The organism is Aeromonas sp. FDAARGOS 1414 (assembly GCF_019047065.1).
Taxonomy (GTDB): Bacteria; Pseudomonadota; Gammaproteobacteria; order Enterobacterales; family Aeromonadaceae; genus Aeromonas; species Aeromonas veronii_A.
In genome coordinates this window covers 1,218,934-1,232,904 of record NZ_CP077210.1, presented here as the reverse complement: position 1 = coordinate 1,232,904, position 13,971 = coordinate 1,218,934, and the positions used below count along the sequence as shown (strand labels likewise).

Genomic DNA, 13,971 nt, shown 5'->3' with positions numbered 1-13,971 from the left:
GGCGGCGTCCGTTACAGTTCGCGGGCCGATTTGCCCATCAGCACCACCGGATCCAGCGTCACTTCCAGTGCCCCGTTACTGACCCAGAGCTGACCATCGGAGATAGTGCAGGTGAGCTGCATGGTGCGCTCGACCATGGCGGTCAGCGGCAGAGTCTGGCTGTCGGAGAGTTCGATGATGCTGAGGTTGTCATGCTGGCTCAGCTTGCCCTGGTTCTGCTTCCACCAGACGCTGGTGCCACGACCGCCGTAGAGGTAGAGCACCACCTGACGGGCGCGGTTGCAGGCTTTTTTGAGCCGTTTTTCATCGGGTTGGCCCAGCTCGATCCAGAGCTCTATTTCGTCCGAGTAGTTCTTGCACCAGAGCTCGGGTTCATCATCGGCGCTCAATCCCTTGGTGAATTCCAGTCGCTCGGCGGCGTGCCAGGCAAAGGCCGCCAGCCGGATCATCATCCGCTCATCGGTTTCGGAGGGGTGGCGCGCCAGCGTGAGGGAGAAGTCCTGATACAGATTGCGATCCATATCAGACAAACTGATCTGGGCCTTGAATACGGTTGCCTTGAGAGCCATAGAAAACCTTGAACACCTGATAAGAGAAGGGTGAGTGGGAAATACGGGCGCCAGTGTAATCAAAATCGGCGGCAGGTTCGACCATCCGGACCAAAGATTTCCCCTTCCCTGCCGGGATAAGTGCTTTAAAAAACACAAAAAAACAAATGCCAGTCCGAAGACTGGCATTTGGCGGCATGGAGAAGCGACTCACTTCTCGGCGGACTGTACCCCGAACGCATTCAGCAGCATGCAACAGGTCACTGCCACCGCCACGAATCCGCTCAGAAAGATAAAGGGCATGGCCCCATATCCCAGTACTGTCCAGATGGTGTGTTCAAGAAGACTCATTGTTGTGTCCTTCATCCGGTGAAAGGTGTGTTCCTTCTGGCGGATATTGGCTCCGCTCTTGATACGTCCATTTGACCTCAATCAGCGGTTGGGTCCTATGCCACCAAAGTGATAAATGCAGGGTTCATTTGCGCTGGATCAAGCTTTTTGGCCAAATATCCATGCAGTTCAAGCAATTACCACCAGCAATCAAGGATAGACACGAACACGGCAGAATAAAAAAACGCGCCGGATGGCGCGTTTCTTGGACAGCACAGGCAAGGGATCAGTTGTCGCACAGATCGCTTGGCATGTCCTGACGCAGACGTGTCCACAGCTTGCCGGACTCGATACCGTACTGACGCACCGTCATGAACACGGCTTCGTGGTTCTTGGTCTCCGCCAGATTGAGCAGGGTCTTGTAATAGGCATCTGCGGTCTCGCGGGCCTGCTTGTCGGAGAAGTAGTAGCTGCCAACCCGGCTGTACAACCCTTTGAAACCGTTCAGGATCAAAGCGTAGATCGGATTGCCGGAAGCAAACGCCAGCTGGTGGTGCAGGCGATAATCGAACTCGGCATAAGCCTGTGCGTTGTTCTCGACCCCATCGGCGCCACGCAGGATCTCGGCGGCCTGCTCCGGATTGTGACGGATCGCCCCGCGGATAAAGATGGTGCAGATGTGAGTACGGGCTGAGAGCAGCTGAGCTATCAGATCAGGTACCTTGTCCTGATCCAGACGGGCCAACGTCTCCAGAATATTGAGGCCGGAGGTTTCCCAGAAATTGTTCACCTTGGTCGGCTTGCCATGCTGTATGGTCAACCAGCCATCACGGGCCAGTCGCTGCAGCACTTCGCGCAAGGTAGTCCGCGTCACCCCGATCAACTCGGATAATTCACGCTCGGCGGGCAGAATAGATCCGGGAGGAAAGCGATTGTTCCAGATGGACTCGATGATGTATTCCTCGGCAAACCCAGCTGGGCTCTGCGCTTTTATAACCATGAATTGACTCTGTTGTAATGCGTAAAAAGGCTGACGAATGATATCAAAGCGATGATGGCTGGCAAGCATAAGGTCAGTCCTCTGCTCACATATGGCAAATATAGTGTTGGGAATATGTATCTAATCGCCGCAGGGGAGCCAGCCAACCCCGACAAGGTGGTTATAAAACAGACACATGGGCAGAGATCCATCGGCTATCATTTATAATCGTCACGCTTTTTGATTAAAATCACGAGGAATCAGACAGATAAAGGCCAACATCCGGAGGCACAGGTCGAATCATCCTTGACTGCATAGAAGCAGATCCTAACAACAAAGTTGAGACCCATTATCATGCCAATAAGCCTAGGGCAGGCATTCGCCAAGAACTTCTTGGGCAATGCACCACAGTGGTATAAAAGCGCCATCTTGCTATTTCTGGCGATCAATCCGGTCGCTTTCTACCTTGATCCTTTCATTGCGGGCTGGTTACTGGTCGTTGAGTTTATCTTCACCCTGGCCATGGCCCTCAAGTGCTACCCTCTGCAACCGGGTGGTCTGCTCGCGATCGAAGCCGTGTTGATCGGCATGACCTCCGCCGATCAGGTCAAGCACGAGCTGGTCGCCAATATCGAGGTGCTGCTGTTGCTGGTGTTCATGGTGGCAGGCATCTATTTCATGAAGCAGCTGCTGCTCTATGTCTTCACCAAGCTGCTGATCGGCGTACGCTCCAAGATCCTGCTCTCCCTCTCCTTCTGTCTGGTCTCCGCCTTCCTGTCAGCTTTTCTCGATGCCCTGACCGTGATTGCCGTGGTGATCAGCGTCGCCACCGGTTTCTATGCCATCTATCACAAGGTCTCGTCCGGCAAGGAGTTTGGTCACAGCCATGACCATACCGATGATAAGGAAGTCGCCGAGCTCAATCGCCAGGATCTCGATGATTTTCGCGCCTTCCTGCGCAGCCTGATGATGCATGCCGCCATCGGTACCGCGCTGGGTGGTGTCTGCACCCTGGTGGGCGAGCCGCAAAACCTCATCATCGGCGAGCAAGCCAGCTGGAACTTCGCTGAATTTGCCATTCGTATGTCCCCTGTGACCGTCCCCGTCTTTATCTGCGGTCTGCTGACATGCGTGCTGGTGGAGCAGTTCCGCTGGTTTGGCTATGGCGCCCGCCTGCCGGACACGGTGCGTGCCATCATGGAGGAGTACAACCGCTACGAAGAGGCAAAACGCAGCCCGCAAGACAAGGCCAAGCTGATCGTTCAGGCGTTGATTGCGGTCTGGCTGATTGTCGGCCTGGCCATGCACTTGGCAGCCGTTGGCCTGATTGGCCTCTCGGTTATCGTGCTGGCCACCTCCCTGACCGGGATCACTGAGGAGCACTCGCTGGGTAAAGCCTTCCAGGAGGCACTCCCCTTCACCGCCCTGCTGGCGGTCTTCTTCAGCGTGGTCGCCGTCATCATCGATCAGCAGCTGTTCAAGCCGGTGATCCAGCTGGTACTGGCAGCCAAACCGGAGAACCAGCTGGCCCTCTTCTATCTGGCCAACGGGGTGCTCTCCATGGTCAGTGACAACGTCTTTGTCGGCACCGTCTACATCAATGAGGTGAAGACGGCCATGCTCAATGGTGCCATCGACCGCGCCCAGTTCGATCTGCTGGCGGTAGCCATCAACACAGGTACCAACCTGCCGTCGGTCGCCACTCCCAATGGTCAGGCCGCTTTCCTGTTTATGCTCACTTCGGCATTGGCGCCGCTGCTGCGTCTCTCCTATGGCCGCATGGTCTGGATGGCGCTGCCCTACACCCTGGTGCTGGGGCTGATCGGCTTTTTCTCTGTCGAATTGCTGCTTGGTCCTGCCACCGAGTGGTTCTATCAGCACGGATGGCTGGTGATGGAGAGTGCGCTACCAGCGGTACAGCCGGCGCTGCATTAATCAATTGAGATGGTTTCCGAGGGCCCTTTCAGGGCCCTTTTCTTTTCGGTTCCGCTCTGCTCTAATTCAGCCACTGTTTTTTCTGAGAGATCAATGAGATGATCGAGTTTCTCCGCCGTATCGCCGCCCATCGGCTGGCCTGGGGTCTGTTGGCAGCATCAGCCCTGTTCCTCGAGTTGTGCGCCCTCTTCTTCCAGCATGTGCTGGGCCTCTCCCCGTGCGTGATGTGTGTTTACGAACGGTTGGCGACCCTGGGTGTGCTGGCCGCCGGTCTGCTCGGCATGGTGGCGCCGGATAAGTGGTATGTTCGCTGGAGTGCCATGTTGCTGTGGGGCTACAGTGCCTTCCGCGGCTTCCAGCTGGCCCTCAAGCATGTGGACTATCAGGTTAACCCCTCCCCGTTCAACGTCTGCAGCCCGTTTGCCGACTTCCCGAGCTGGGCTCCGCTCGATCAGTGGCTCCCCTGGCTCTTTATGCCAGAAGGGGATTGTGCCCAGATAACCTGGCAGTTCTTCGGTTACTCCATGCCCCAGTGGCTGGTCGTCATCTTCGCCGCTTACCTGTTGGTCTTCACCGTGGTGGCCATCGGCAATCTGGTGAAAGGGCGCTGCTGCAACTGATTGTCATGCCCGCGTGGAGATAAAAAGGGGGAGCCATAATGGCTCCCCCTTCTCGTTCTGGTTGACCGTATTTCTGGTTATGCCTTGGCTGTACTCATCTTGGCCTTGACCGCACCAATCACCATGGGCAACAGGGAGATACCGATGATGCCGAAGATCAGCAGGGTAAAGTTGTGACGCACCACCGGCAGATTGCCAAAGAAGTGGCCGGCATAGACGAAGGAGAGTACCCACAGCAGGCCGCCAACCAGGTTGAACGCCAGGAAGCGCGGATAGGTCATGGCCCCCATCCCTGCCACGAACGGCGCAAAGGTACGCACGATAGGCAGGAAGCGGGTGATGATGATGGTCTTGCCACCATGCTTGGCATAGAAGGCGTGGGTCTTCTCCAGATAATCCCGGCGGAAGATTTTGGAGTCCGGGTTGCGGAACAGCTGCTCGCCGAAGAAGTGCCCAATGGTGTAGTTGACCACGTTGCCCAGCACGGCAGCGATGATCAGCACGGCCGCCAGGGTATGGACGTCCAGCACGCTGCCCACGGTAAGCGCACCGGCGGCAAACAGCAGGGAGTCACCCGGCAGGAACGGCGTCACTACCAGCCCGGTTTCACAGAAGATGATCAGAAACAGGATGGCGTAAACCCAGACGCCATAGTTCTCGAACAGCTCTTTCAAATGCACATCAACGTGCAGGATAAAGTCGATTGCAAAGAGGATCAGATCCATTTTTTCCATACCCATAAAGTGAACGGCGTGGAGTCTACGCCAATGCCATTCGGGCGACAATCACCGAGGCAGCCTCTTTTTCATCCCGCAGCGCCCACCTTCAAATGAAACCGTTTTTCTGCTTCCTTCGAGGATGGGAGCACAAAGAGAGATGCCGAGCATGGAGTTGAAAAGGTGAACTAGGAGGCCTGTTCCAGATCGCTGCGCACTGCGGGGGGCAGGCAACGCTCCCAGCCCCATAGCAACACCAGCAGCAGGGTCACATCATCGAACCATCCCAGCAAGGGCACCACGTCGGGGATAAGATCCACCGGACTAATGCCATAGAGCAGGATAAGGATCACCAGTCCCCTCGCCCACCAGGGGGTACCGGGATGGCGAAAGCCCTGATAGAGACGACGAAGTCGTTGCCAGACAAGCCAGCGTTTGCGGCTCATGATTCGATCAACTCGCTGCGCAACTGCTGGATCTGATCCCGTAGTGCCGCCGCCTGTTCGAACTCCAGATCACGGGCATGTTGGAACATCTGCTCCTCCATCCGTTTGATCTCTTTGGCAATCTCGCTGGCAGAGCGAACATGGTACTCCCCTTGCGGCTCGGCCGCCTTGCGCATCCCCTTGCCAGGTTTGCCTGCCGTGCGGCAGCCTCCCATGTCCATCACATCGCCAATGGATTTGTTGAGCCCTTTGGGGGTGATCCCATGCTTGAGGTTATGGGCATGCTGCAAGGCGCGGCGCCGCTCGGTCTCCTCAATGGCGACCTTCATCGAGTTGGTGATGGTATCGCCGTAGAGAATGACCTTGCCGTTGAGGTTACGCGCCGCCCGGCCGATGGTCTGGATCAGCGAGCGGGTGGAGCGCAGGAAGCCCTCTTTATCTGCATCGAGAATTGCCACCAGCGACACTTCCGGCATGTCGAGACCTTCCCGCAGCAGGTTGATGCCCACCAGCACATCGAACTTGCCGAGGCGCAGATCGCGAATTATCTCCACCCGCTCGACCGTATCAATGTCGGAGTGGAGGTAGCGCACCTTGACGTCGTGCTCCGCCAGATACTCGGTCAAGTCTTCCGCCATCCGCTTGGTCAGGGTCGTGACCAGCACCCGCTCCTCGACGGCGACCCGCTTGCGGATCTCGGAGAGCAGATCGTCCACCTGAGTAGTCACAGGACGCACCTCGATCTCCGGATCGAGCAAGCCGGTTGGGCGCACAACCTGCTGCACCACATCGCCGCCGGACTTCTCCAGCTCGTAGGGGCCGGGAGTCGCCGAGACAAACACCGTCTGCGGCATCAGCGCTTCAAATTCGTCGAACTTGAGCGGCCGGTTGTCCAGCGCCGAGGGGAGCCGAAAGCCGTACTCCACCAGGGTCTCCTTGCGGGAGCGGTCCCCTTTGAACATGGCGCCGATCTGCGGCACGGTCACATGGGACTCATCGATGATGAGCAAACCATCCCCCGGCAGGTAGTCAAACAGGGTGGGCGGCGGCTCCCCCGGCGCACGGCCGGAGAGGTAGCGGCTGTAGTTCTCGATGCCGGAGCAGTAACCCAGCTCCTGCATCATCTCCATGTCGAACTGGGTACGCTGGCTGATGCGCTGCTCCTCCACCAGCTTGTTGAGGGACAACAGCTGCTCGCGGCGGCTGCGCAGCTCCTCCTTGATATGCTCGATAGCCCCCAGAATAGTCTCGCGCGGGGTGGCGTAGTGGGTCTTGGGGTAGATGGTGTAGCGCACCACCGTCTGCTCGATGGCGCCGGTCAGAGGATCGAACTGGGAGAGGCGCTCCACCTCTTCATCAAACAGCTCTACCCGCAGGGCCAGCTTGTCCGATTCGGCAGGGTAGATGTCGATCACTTCACCGCGCACCCGGAAAGTACCGCGTTGAAACGCCATGTCGTTACGGGTGTACTGCAGCTCGGCAAGGCGACGCAGGATATCCCGCTGGTTGATCACATCCCCCACTTTCAAGTGCAGCATCATGCTTAGATAAGCTTGGGGATCCCCCAAACCATAAATGGCCGACACCGAAGCAACGATCACCACGTCGCGCCGCTCCAGCAACGCCTTGGTGGCGGACAATCGCATCTGCTCGATGTGATCGTTGATCGAGGCATCCTTCTCTATAAAGGTGTCGGTGGTCGGCACATAGGCTTCGGGCTGGTAGTAGTCGTAGTAGGAGACGAAATACTCCACCGCATTGTCGGGGAAGAACTCCTTCATCTCGCCATAGAGCTGGGCGGCCAGGGTCTTGTTGGGAGCCAGGATCATGGTCGGGCGGTTCAGGGTGGCGATGACGTTAGCCATGGTGAAGGTCTTGCCCGAACCAGTCACCCCGAGCAGCGTCTGATGAGCCAGCCCCGACTCGATGCCATCCAGCAGTTGGGCAATCGCCGCGGGCTGATCCCCGGCGGGTTGAAACTGGCTGGCTAACTTGAACAATTTGCTCATGAACACTCCCGACACAAAACAGCAGAGGAGCAGTGTAACCGAGGGTTTGGCAGCGGTACACCCGTGCCATCATCCCGCGAATGGCTTGACCACCTCGGACACCTTCTGTATGATGCTCCTCCTTGCCTGATGTTCCCCCGTAGTTCAGTCGGTAGAACGGCGGACTGTTAATCCGTATGTCACTGGTTCAAGTCCAGTCGGGGGAGCCAAATTCCTCACCATCTCGGTGCAAGTTATCCACTTTAGTGCCCTCTCCTGCCAATTTTAATGCACAAGATCCTTCTTGCTGCTGACGCTCCCTTTTGTTACCCGTTCTGGCTCGACAGAGTTTTCTCCTGTCGCATCTAACTATTTGATTTTTATACAAACATTTTTCTTCCGGTATTTTTTGAACAGTCCTTGCATCCCAGTACTGGCGCGGCTTTCAGGGCGATGAACAAGTTTCATGAACAGGGTTATCCACAGATTCTGTGGGTAAGTGCAGCAAGCCCTGTCAGGACGCGGGATTGCCTGTTATCCCCTGCAACAGGAGACCATTTTACAGGCTAACCTGATTTTATTCTGTTTTGTCCCACCCTCTGTAACTGTTGATTAACAGGCTCTATTGGCACTTTCCGGAGATATCTTTTTGCCAGCCCTTTCCCCATATGGGAATGACGCTAGTATCTCGTCATTTGACTCTTTTACGACCAAGAGAGCCCCAGGTTGAATCTGCTGAAACCGATCTGTGGCGAAGCGCTAGACAGCAGAATCTAAAATCTCACCCATGACAGTGCAAGCCCGGCTGCAACCAGCATGTTTCACTAATTGACAACGGGAAGGAGAGCAAAAATCACCTGCTTTTTTCCGATGCTCCCCTTATCCCGCCGCCTGCTCATTAAATAGCGTCCGATAACTTCCGATTAATCCCCCCTTATGCTTCTTTATTAGTGATAGATACGGCACAATATCGGCCCCACTTTTTTCCTCGGTTTTTCCGGGCATGACTATAGATTTTGTGACACTGCTGCATCAAAGCGACTCCCTGCTGCTCTTCGTGGTATTGGCCTTCGGCCTGCTGCTTGGCAAAGTGCGGATTGGCAACTTCCAGATTGGCAACACCATAGGTGTGCTGTTTACCGCCCTGCTGTTTGGCCAGATGGGCTTCGAGTTTACTGCCACCACAGAAAACGTCGGCTTTATGCTCTTCATCTTCTGTGTGGGGATTGAGGCTGGCCCCCACTTCTTCAGCGTCTTCCTGCGCGATGGCATCCACTACATCACCCTGACTCTGGTGATCTTGCTGACAGCTCTGCTGCTGACAGTGGGGCTGGCCAAGTTCTTCAATCTGGGGCCGGGCATGGCGGCGGGGATCCTGGCGGGTTCCCTCACATCGACCCCGGCGCTGGTGGGTGCACAGGATGCCCTGCGCAGTGGTCTGCTCAACCTGCCCCATCAAACCGATATGCAGGCGGTACTCGACAACATGGGCATCGGCTACGCCCTGACCTATCTGGTGGGTCTGGTTGGTCTGATGCTGGTGGTGCGCTATCTCCCGTCACTGGCACGACTCGATCTCAATACCGAAGCGCAAAAAATCGCCCGTGAGCGGGGCCTCTCCGACAGCGACAGTCGCAAGACCTATCTGCCCATCATTCGCGCCTATCGGGTTGGCCCCGAGCTGGCAGCCTGGATTGGCGGCCGTACCCTGCGGGAGACCGGCATCTATCCCCACACCGGCTGCTATGTGGAGCGGATCCGCCGCAACGGCATTCTCGCCAGTCCCGATGGGGATGCCGTCATTCAAGAAGGGGACGAGATCGCCCTGGTGGGCTATCCCGAGAGCCACGAGAAACTGGACGTCAACTACCGCAACGGTAAAGAGGTATTTGATCGCAACCTGCTCGACCTGCAGATCGTCACCGAAGAGATAGTGGTGAAAAACGACGCCGTGGTCGGCCGCCATCTGGTGGAGCTCAACCTCACCGAGAAAGGGTGCTTCCTCAACCGGGTGGTACGCTCCCAAATCGAGATGCCGTTCGATCGCAACATCATGTTGCAAAAAGGCGATGTGCTGCAGATCAGCGGCGAGAAACAGCGGGTCAAACTGCTGGCCAACAAGATCGGCTTTATCAGTATCCACAGCCAGACCACAGATCTAGTGGCTTTCACCACCTTCTTCGTGCTCGGCTTGCTGATCGGCTCCGTCTCGCTGGTGTTCGGCCAGATTGAATTTGGCCTCGGCAACGCCGTCGGTCTGCTGTTGGCTGGTATTCTGATGGGGTATCTGCGGGCCAACCACCCCACCGTGGGTTACGTACCGCCCGGAGCCCTGCGACTGGCCAAGGATCTCGGTCTTGCGGTCTTTATGGTGAGCACCGGCCTCAAGGCGGGTGGCGGCATTCTGGATCACCTGAGCGAAGTGGGTGCCGTAGTGCTCTTCTCCGGCATGTTGGTCACTACCCTGCCGGTGCTTGTCGGTTATCTGTTCGGGGTCTGGGTATTGAAAATGAACCCGGCGCTGCTGCTCGGCGCCATCACTGGTGCCCGTACCTGCGCCCCCGCCATGGATGTGGTCAACGAGGCCGCCAACAGCTCCATTCCGGCGCTTGGCTACGCAGGTACCTATGCGGTGGCCAACGTGATGCTGACGCTGGCAGGCTCCTTTATTATCGGCTTCTGGTTCTAACCAGTAACCATCACAAAGAAGGGAGCCTCAGGCTCCCTTCTTGCTATCTGCCTTTCTCCCGAGATGCGGAGCAGGCTTATTGGTGTGATCTCACCTGACACCAACCATCAGCGCTGAACTCTGCCCCCTATCCTACAATGGTTGACGCTCTGCTCTGCTCTGCTCTGCTCTGCTCTGCTCTGCTCTGCTCTGCTCTGCTCTGCTCTGCTCTGCTCTGCTCTGCTCTGCTCTGCTCTGCAATGAGTGATGGCAGATCACGGAAACAAAAAAAGCGCCCTGAGGCGCTTTTTTCATATCAACCGGATAATCATGCTTTGAACTTGCTGAACACCAGGGAGGCGTTGGTACCGCCAAAGCCGAAGCTGTTGGACATGACGGTGTTGAGCTCTGCCTCTTCGTACTCGCGCACGATGGGCAGACCTTCGGCCTTCTCGTCCAGAGTCTCGATGTTGATGCTGGGAGCGATAAAGCCGTGCTCCATCATCAGCAGTGAGTAGACAGCCTCGTGCACGCCGGCAGCGCCGAGCGCATGGCCGGTCATCGCCTTGGTGGCAGAGATCTTGGGACCGTTGGCACCAAACAGAGTCTGGATGGCTTCCAGCTCCTTGGTATCGCCAACCGGGGTGGAGGTACCGTGGGTGTTGATGTAATCAACCTTGCCAACCCCCTGCATTGCCATCTTCATGCAACGCACCGCGCCTTCGCCGCTCGGCGCGACCATGTCATAGCCATCGGAGGTAGCACCGTAACCGGTCAGCTCGGCATAGATGTGAGCACCACGGGCCAGCGCATGTTCCAGCTCCTCAACAACCAGGATGCCGCCGCCACCGGAGATAACGAAACCATCGCGATTCGCATCATAGGTACGGGAGGCTTTTTCCGGCATGTCGTTGTACTTGGTGGAGAGGGCCCCCATGGCGTCAAACTGGATGGTAGAGGACCAGTCCAGCTCTTCACCGCCACCGGCGAAGACCACATCCTGTTTGCCAAGCTGGATCAGCTCAAGCGCGTGACCGATGCAGTGAGCAGAGGTGGCGCAAGCTGAACTGATGGAGTAATTGACACCCTTGATCTGGAACGGGGTCGCCAGGCAAGCAGAGGTTGTGGAGGACATAGTGCGCGGCACCATGTAAGGGCCCACACGCTTGACCCCTTTCTCGCGGGCGATGTCCACAGATTCCGAGGTGTTCTTGCCGGAGGCACCACCTGAACCGACAACCAGGCCGGTACGCTCGTTGGAGACCTGATCTTCCGCCAGACCGGCATCTTCAATGGCCTGCTGCATGGAGAGGTAGGCGTAGGCCGCAGCGTCGCCCATGAAACGCATGACTTTACGGTCGATCAGTTCAGACGGATCGAGTTTGATGTTACCCCAGACACGGCTGCGCAGGTTGTGCTGCTCGAACTGCTCGGAATAGGTGATGCCGGATTTACCTGCTTTCAGGGAGGCCAGCACTTCTTCCTTGTTGTTGCCGATACTGGAGATGACGCCGATACCGGTGATCACTGCTCTTCTCATTAATTCATCTCGTCTGGAAAAACTGGCGCCAAGTCTACCCGCTTTCGGCTGCCAAACTGGTCTGCTTTCACGTAGAATGCCCGCGATTTTGTGACGCGAGCCGAGGAAAACGTGAGTCAAACATCCTTACATCATGCCCGATTGGACTGGAATGAAGCGGGAACTCCTGTCTCCAGTGACTTCGGGGATGTGTACTTTTCCAATGATAACGGTCTAGGTGAAACCCGCTACGTCTTTTTGCAGCAAAACCGACTACCTGCGCGATTTTCGCACCACGATAGTGACAGTTTCGTGATAGGTGAAACAGGTTTCGGCACAGGCCTTAACTTTCTGGCGACAATGCAAGCCTTCCTGGAACAGGCGCCTCAATCCGGCAACGGCTCCCGTCTGCACTTCATCAGTTTCGAGAAATACCCCCTGACCCAAGACGATCTGCGCAAGGCGTTGGCCGCCTGGCCTGAACTTGACCACTTGAGTCAGGATCTTGTCGCCCAATGGCCGCTGCCGGTTTCCGGTTGCCACCGCCTGCATTTTGCGGGTGGCCGCATTCGCCTCGATCTCTGGTTTGGCGATATCAAGGATATGCTGCCGCAGGTGCCTCACCGAACAGAAGGTCTGGTGGATGCCTGGTATCTGGATGGTTTCTCCCCTGCCAAAAACCCGGAGATGTGGACACAGGAGCTGTTTGATGGTCTCGCTCGCCTCGCCCGTCCCGATTGCTCCATCGCCACCTTTACCTGTGCCGGTTTTGTCCGTCGCGGCCTGATTGCCGCCGGTTTTGCCATGAAGAAGGTGAAGGGCCACGGTAGCAAGCGGGAGATGCTGGTGGGGGATCGCACCGACAAGCAGCCGCAGCAGACCATAGCCCCTTGGTATGCCCGTCCTGCCGGACGCGCTGGCGAGGTAGTGATCATCGGCGGCGGCATCGCCTCGGCCATGACGGCGCTCTCTCTGGTGGAGCGGGGTCGCAAGGTGACGTTGCTGTGCGCAGATGGCGAACCGGCCACCGGCGCCTCGGGCAACCGCCAGGGTGCGCTCTATCCGCTGCTCAACGGCGAGCACGATGCCCTGTCACGCTTCTATTCGCTCGCTTTTGGCTATGCCCGCCAACGGCTACTGGCGTTGGCCGCGCATCATCCCATCGCTTTTGCACTGTGCGGGGTAACCCAGCTCGGTTATGACGACAAATCGGCAGCCAAGCTGGCGAAAATGAGCCAAGGCCCCTTCCCCCCCGAGCTGATGTATCCCCTCTCTACAGCGGAGGTAGAGCAGGTGGTTGGCCTGCTCTGTGGCCACAGCGGCGTCAGTTACCCGCTGGGAGGCTGGCTCTGTCCGGCCGATTTCACCCACGCAGCTATCAGAGAAGCGCAAGCCAGCGGGCTGCTTGAGGTGGCGTTCAATACCGAGGTGGTCGCTATTACTGAACTGGCCGATGGCTGGCAAATAAAAAGCAAGGATGGCCGCCACTGGCAGGTCCCCAATCTGGTGGTCGCCGCCGGTCACCAGTTGCCCGCGCTGCTCCCCTTTGCCGAGCTACCGCTCTATCCGGTGCGCGGTCAGGTGAGCCATGTGCCGACCACGGCCAGCTTGCGTCAGCTCAAGACTGTGCTCTGTTATGATGGCTACCTCACCCCGATGCACAACGAGCAGCACTGCATCGGCGCCAGCTATGGCCGCAACCAGAGCAGTCTCGAGTTTCGTGCCGAGGATCAGGCGCAGAATCAAGCGCGGTTGCAAGCCTGCCTGCCACAGCAAGCCTGGCCCGCCGAAGTGGATGTGAGCGGCAATGAGGCGCGCGTAGGGGTGCGTTGTGCCAGTCGGGATCACCTGCCAGTGGTGGGGTCAATCGTCAGATTGGCAGGCCTAGAGGATCACTATGCGCATCTGCAGCATGATCTGCACAACGCCCAGCCGCTGCCTCTTCACCCCGGCCTCTATGTGCTGGGAGCGCTCGGCTCACGGGGTCTCTGCTCGGCGCCGCTCTGTGGCGAGCTGCTCGCCAGCGAGATCTGCGGCGATCCCCTGCCGCTGGCTGCCGATCTGCTGGAGGCGCTCCACCCTGCCCGTTATTGGGTACGTAAACTGCTCAAGGGCAAAGCTCTGGTCTAAACCGGACTCTGCAAACAAATAGAATGGCCGCTCATCGGGCGGCCATTCTATTTATCAAATCATTCGATATAGAGGCGTGTTGGCAGGATATC

11 protein-coding genes and 1 tRNA gene are annotated in these 13,971 nt (G+C 57.4%); 5 read left to right on the top strand and 7 right to left on the bottom strand.

Going from position 1 to position 13,971, the window contains the following annotated elements; genetic code table 11:
* Window positions 1-11: 11 nt before the first annotated feature.
* The 3 genes from I6L44_RS05530 to fadR all read right to left on the bottom strand — a co-directional run bounded on the left by I6L44_RS05530 (window position 12) and on the right by fadR (window position 1,878).
* Entirely contained in the window at window positions 12-569 is a 558-nt protein-coding gene (locus I6L44_RS05530; RefSeq protein ID WP_216953511.1) for a YaeQ family protein, read from the bottom strand.
* Between the two features lie 189 nt (window positions 570-758).
* A complete protein-coding gene (locus tag I6L44_RS05525; RefSeq protein WP_005345965.1) occupies window positions 759-899 on the bottom strand; it encodes a TIGR02808 family protein in 141 nt (46 codons plus the stop codon).
* Window positions 900-1,164: 265 nt separating this feature from the next.
* Entirely contained in the window at window positions 1,165-1,878 is a 714-nt protein-coding gene (gene fadR / locus I6L44_RS05520) for a fatty acid metabolism transcriptional regulator FadR (RefSeq protein ID WP_026034983.1), read from the bottom strand.
* A 333-nt stretch (window positions 1,879-2,211) separates the two neighbouring features.
* On the opposite strand from fadR, the gene nhaB reads away from it, so the two are divergent.
* Together nhaB and dsbB are read left to right on the top strand one after the other, a co-directional pair.
* Window positions 2,212-3,792, top strand: a complete 1,581-nt coding sequence (gene nhaB, locus I6L44_RS05515; protein ID WP_216953510.1) for a Na(+)/H(+) antiporter NhaB — start codon at window positions 2,212-2,214, stop codon at window positions 3,790-3,792.
* A 98-nt stretch (window positions 3,793-3,890) separates the two neighbouring features.
* Window positions 3,891-4,412 (top strand): disulfide bond formation protein DsbB, encoded by a 522-nt coding sequence (gene dsbB / locus I6L44_RS05510; RefSeq protein WP_005336895.1) that lies wholly within the window; start codon window positions 3,891-3,893, stop codon window positions 4,410-4,412.
* A 77-nt stretch (window positions 4,413-4,489) separates the two neighbouring features.
* Here dsbB and I6L44_RS05505 read toward each other — a convergent pair whose 3' ends face one another.
* The 3 genes from I6L44_RS05505 to uvrB all read right to left on the bottom strand — a co-directional run bounded on the left by I6L44_RS05505 (window position 4,490) and on the right by uvrB (window position 7,583).
* Window positions 4,490-5,137, bottom strand: a complete 648-nt coding sequence (locus I6L44_RS05505) for a DedA family protein (protein WP_041202713.1) — start codon at window positions 5,135-5,137, stop codon at window positions 4,490-4,492.
* 179 nt (window positions 5,138-5,316) lie between these two features.
* Window positions 5,317-5,574, bottom strand: coding sequence for a YkvA family protein (locus I6L44_RS05500; protein WP_129503948.1), 258 nt, complete (start codon window positions 5,572-5,574; stop codon window positions 5,317-5,319).
* Entirely contained in the window at window positions 5,571-7,583 is a 2,013-nt protein-coding gene (gene uvrB / locus I6L44_RS05495) for an excinuclease ABC subunit UvrB (RefSeq protein WP_216953509.1), read from the bottom strand. Before uvrB ends, I6L44_RS05500 begins: the two co-directional genes overlap by 4 nt.
* A 133-nt stretch (window positions 7,584-7,716) precedes the next feature.
* On the opposite strand from uvrB, the gene I6L44_RS05490 reads away from it, so the two are divergent.
* Window positions 7,717-7,792: transfer RNA gene (locus tag I6L44_RS05490), tRNA-Asn, on the top strand.
* A 773-nt stretch (window positions 7,793-8,565) separates the two neighbouring features.
* Complete coding sequence (locus tag I6L44_RS05485) at window positions 8,566-10,251, top strand: aspartate:alanine antiporter (protein WP_005345980.1); 1,686 nt, start codon at window positions 8,566-8,568, stop codon at window positions 10,249-10,251.
* 307 nt (window positions 10,252-10,558) lie between these two features.
* Here the strand turns inward: I6L44_RS05485 and fabB are convergent, their stop codons facing one another.
* Complete coding sequence (gene fabB, locus I6L44_RS05480; protein ID WP_216953508.1) at window positions 10,559-11,770, bottom strand: beta-ketoacyl-ACP synthase I; 1,212 nt, start codon at window positions 11,768-11,770, stop codon at window positions 10,559-10,561.
* A gap of 90 nt (window positions 11,771-11,860) precedes the next feature.
* On the opposite strand from fabB, the gene mnmC reads away from it, so the two are divergent.
* Window positions 11,861-13,879: a bifunctional tRNA (5-methylaminomethyl-2-thiouridine)(34)-methyltransferase MnmD/FAD-dependent 5-carboxymethylaminomethyl-2-thiouridine(34) oxidoreductase MnmC gene (gene mnmC, locus I6L44_RS05475; RefSeq protein ID WP_216953507.1), complete on the top strand. Its 2,019-nt coding sequence runs from the start codon at window positions 11,861-11,863 to the stop codon at window positions 13,877-13,879.
* Window positions 13,880-13,971: the final 92 nt, after the last annotated feature.

What these genes read in the sequence shown, in the direction of transcription:
- I6L44_RS05530 (WP_216953511.1), bottom strand. Translation starts at nt 569, where the DNA reads ATGGCTCTCAAGGCAACCGTATTCAAGGCCCAGATCAGTTTGTCTGAT.
- I6L44_RS05525 (WP_005345965.1), bottom strand. Translation starts at nt 899, where the DNA reads ATGAGTCTTCTTGAACACACCATCTGGACAGTACTGGGATATGGGGCC.
- fadR (WP_026034983.1), bottom strand. Translation starts at nt 1,878, where the DNA reads ATGGTTATAAAAGCGCAGAGCCCAGCTGGGTTTGCCGAGGAATACATC.
- nhaB (WP_216953510.1), top strand. Translation starts at nt 2,212, where the DNA reads ATGCCAATAAGCCTAGGGCAGGCATTCGCCAAGAACTTCTTGGGCAAT.
- dsbB (WP_005336895.1), top strand. Translation starts at nt 3,891, where the DNA reads ATGATCGAGTTTCTCCGCCGTATCGCCGCCCATCGGCTGGCCTGGGGT.
- I6L44_RS05505 (WP_041202713.1), bottom strand. Translation starts at nt 5,137, where the DNA reads ATGGATCTGATCCTCTTTGCAATCGACTTTATCCTGCACGTTGATGTG.
- I6L44_RS05500 (WP_129503948.1), bottom strand. Translation starts at nt 5,574, where the DNA reads ATGAGCCGCAAACGCTGGCTTGTCTGGCAACGACTTCGTCGTCTCTAT.
- uvrB (WP_216953509.1), bottom strand. Translation starts at nt 7,583, where the DNA reads ATGAGCAAATTGTTCAAGTTAGCCAGCCAGTTTCAACCCGCCGGGGAT.
- I6L44_RS05485 (WP_005345980.1), top strand. Translation starts at nt 8,566, where the DNA reads ATGACTATAGATTTTGTGACACTGCTGCATCAAAGCGACTCCCTGCTG.
- fabB (WP_216953508.1), bottom strand. Translation starts at nt 11,770, where the DNA reads ATGAGAAGAGCAGTGATCACCGGTATCGGCGTCATCTCCAGTATCGGC.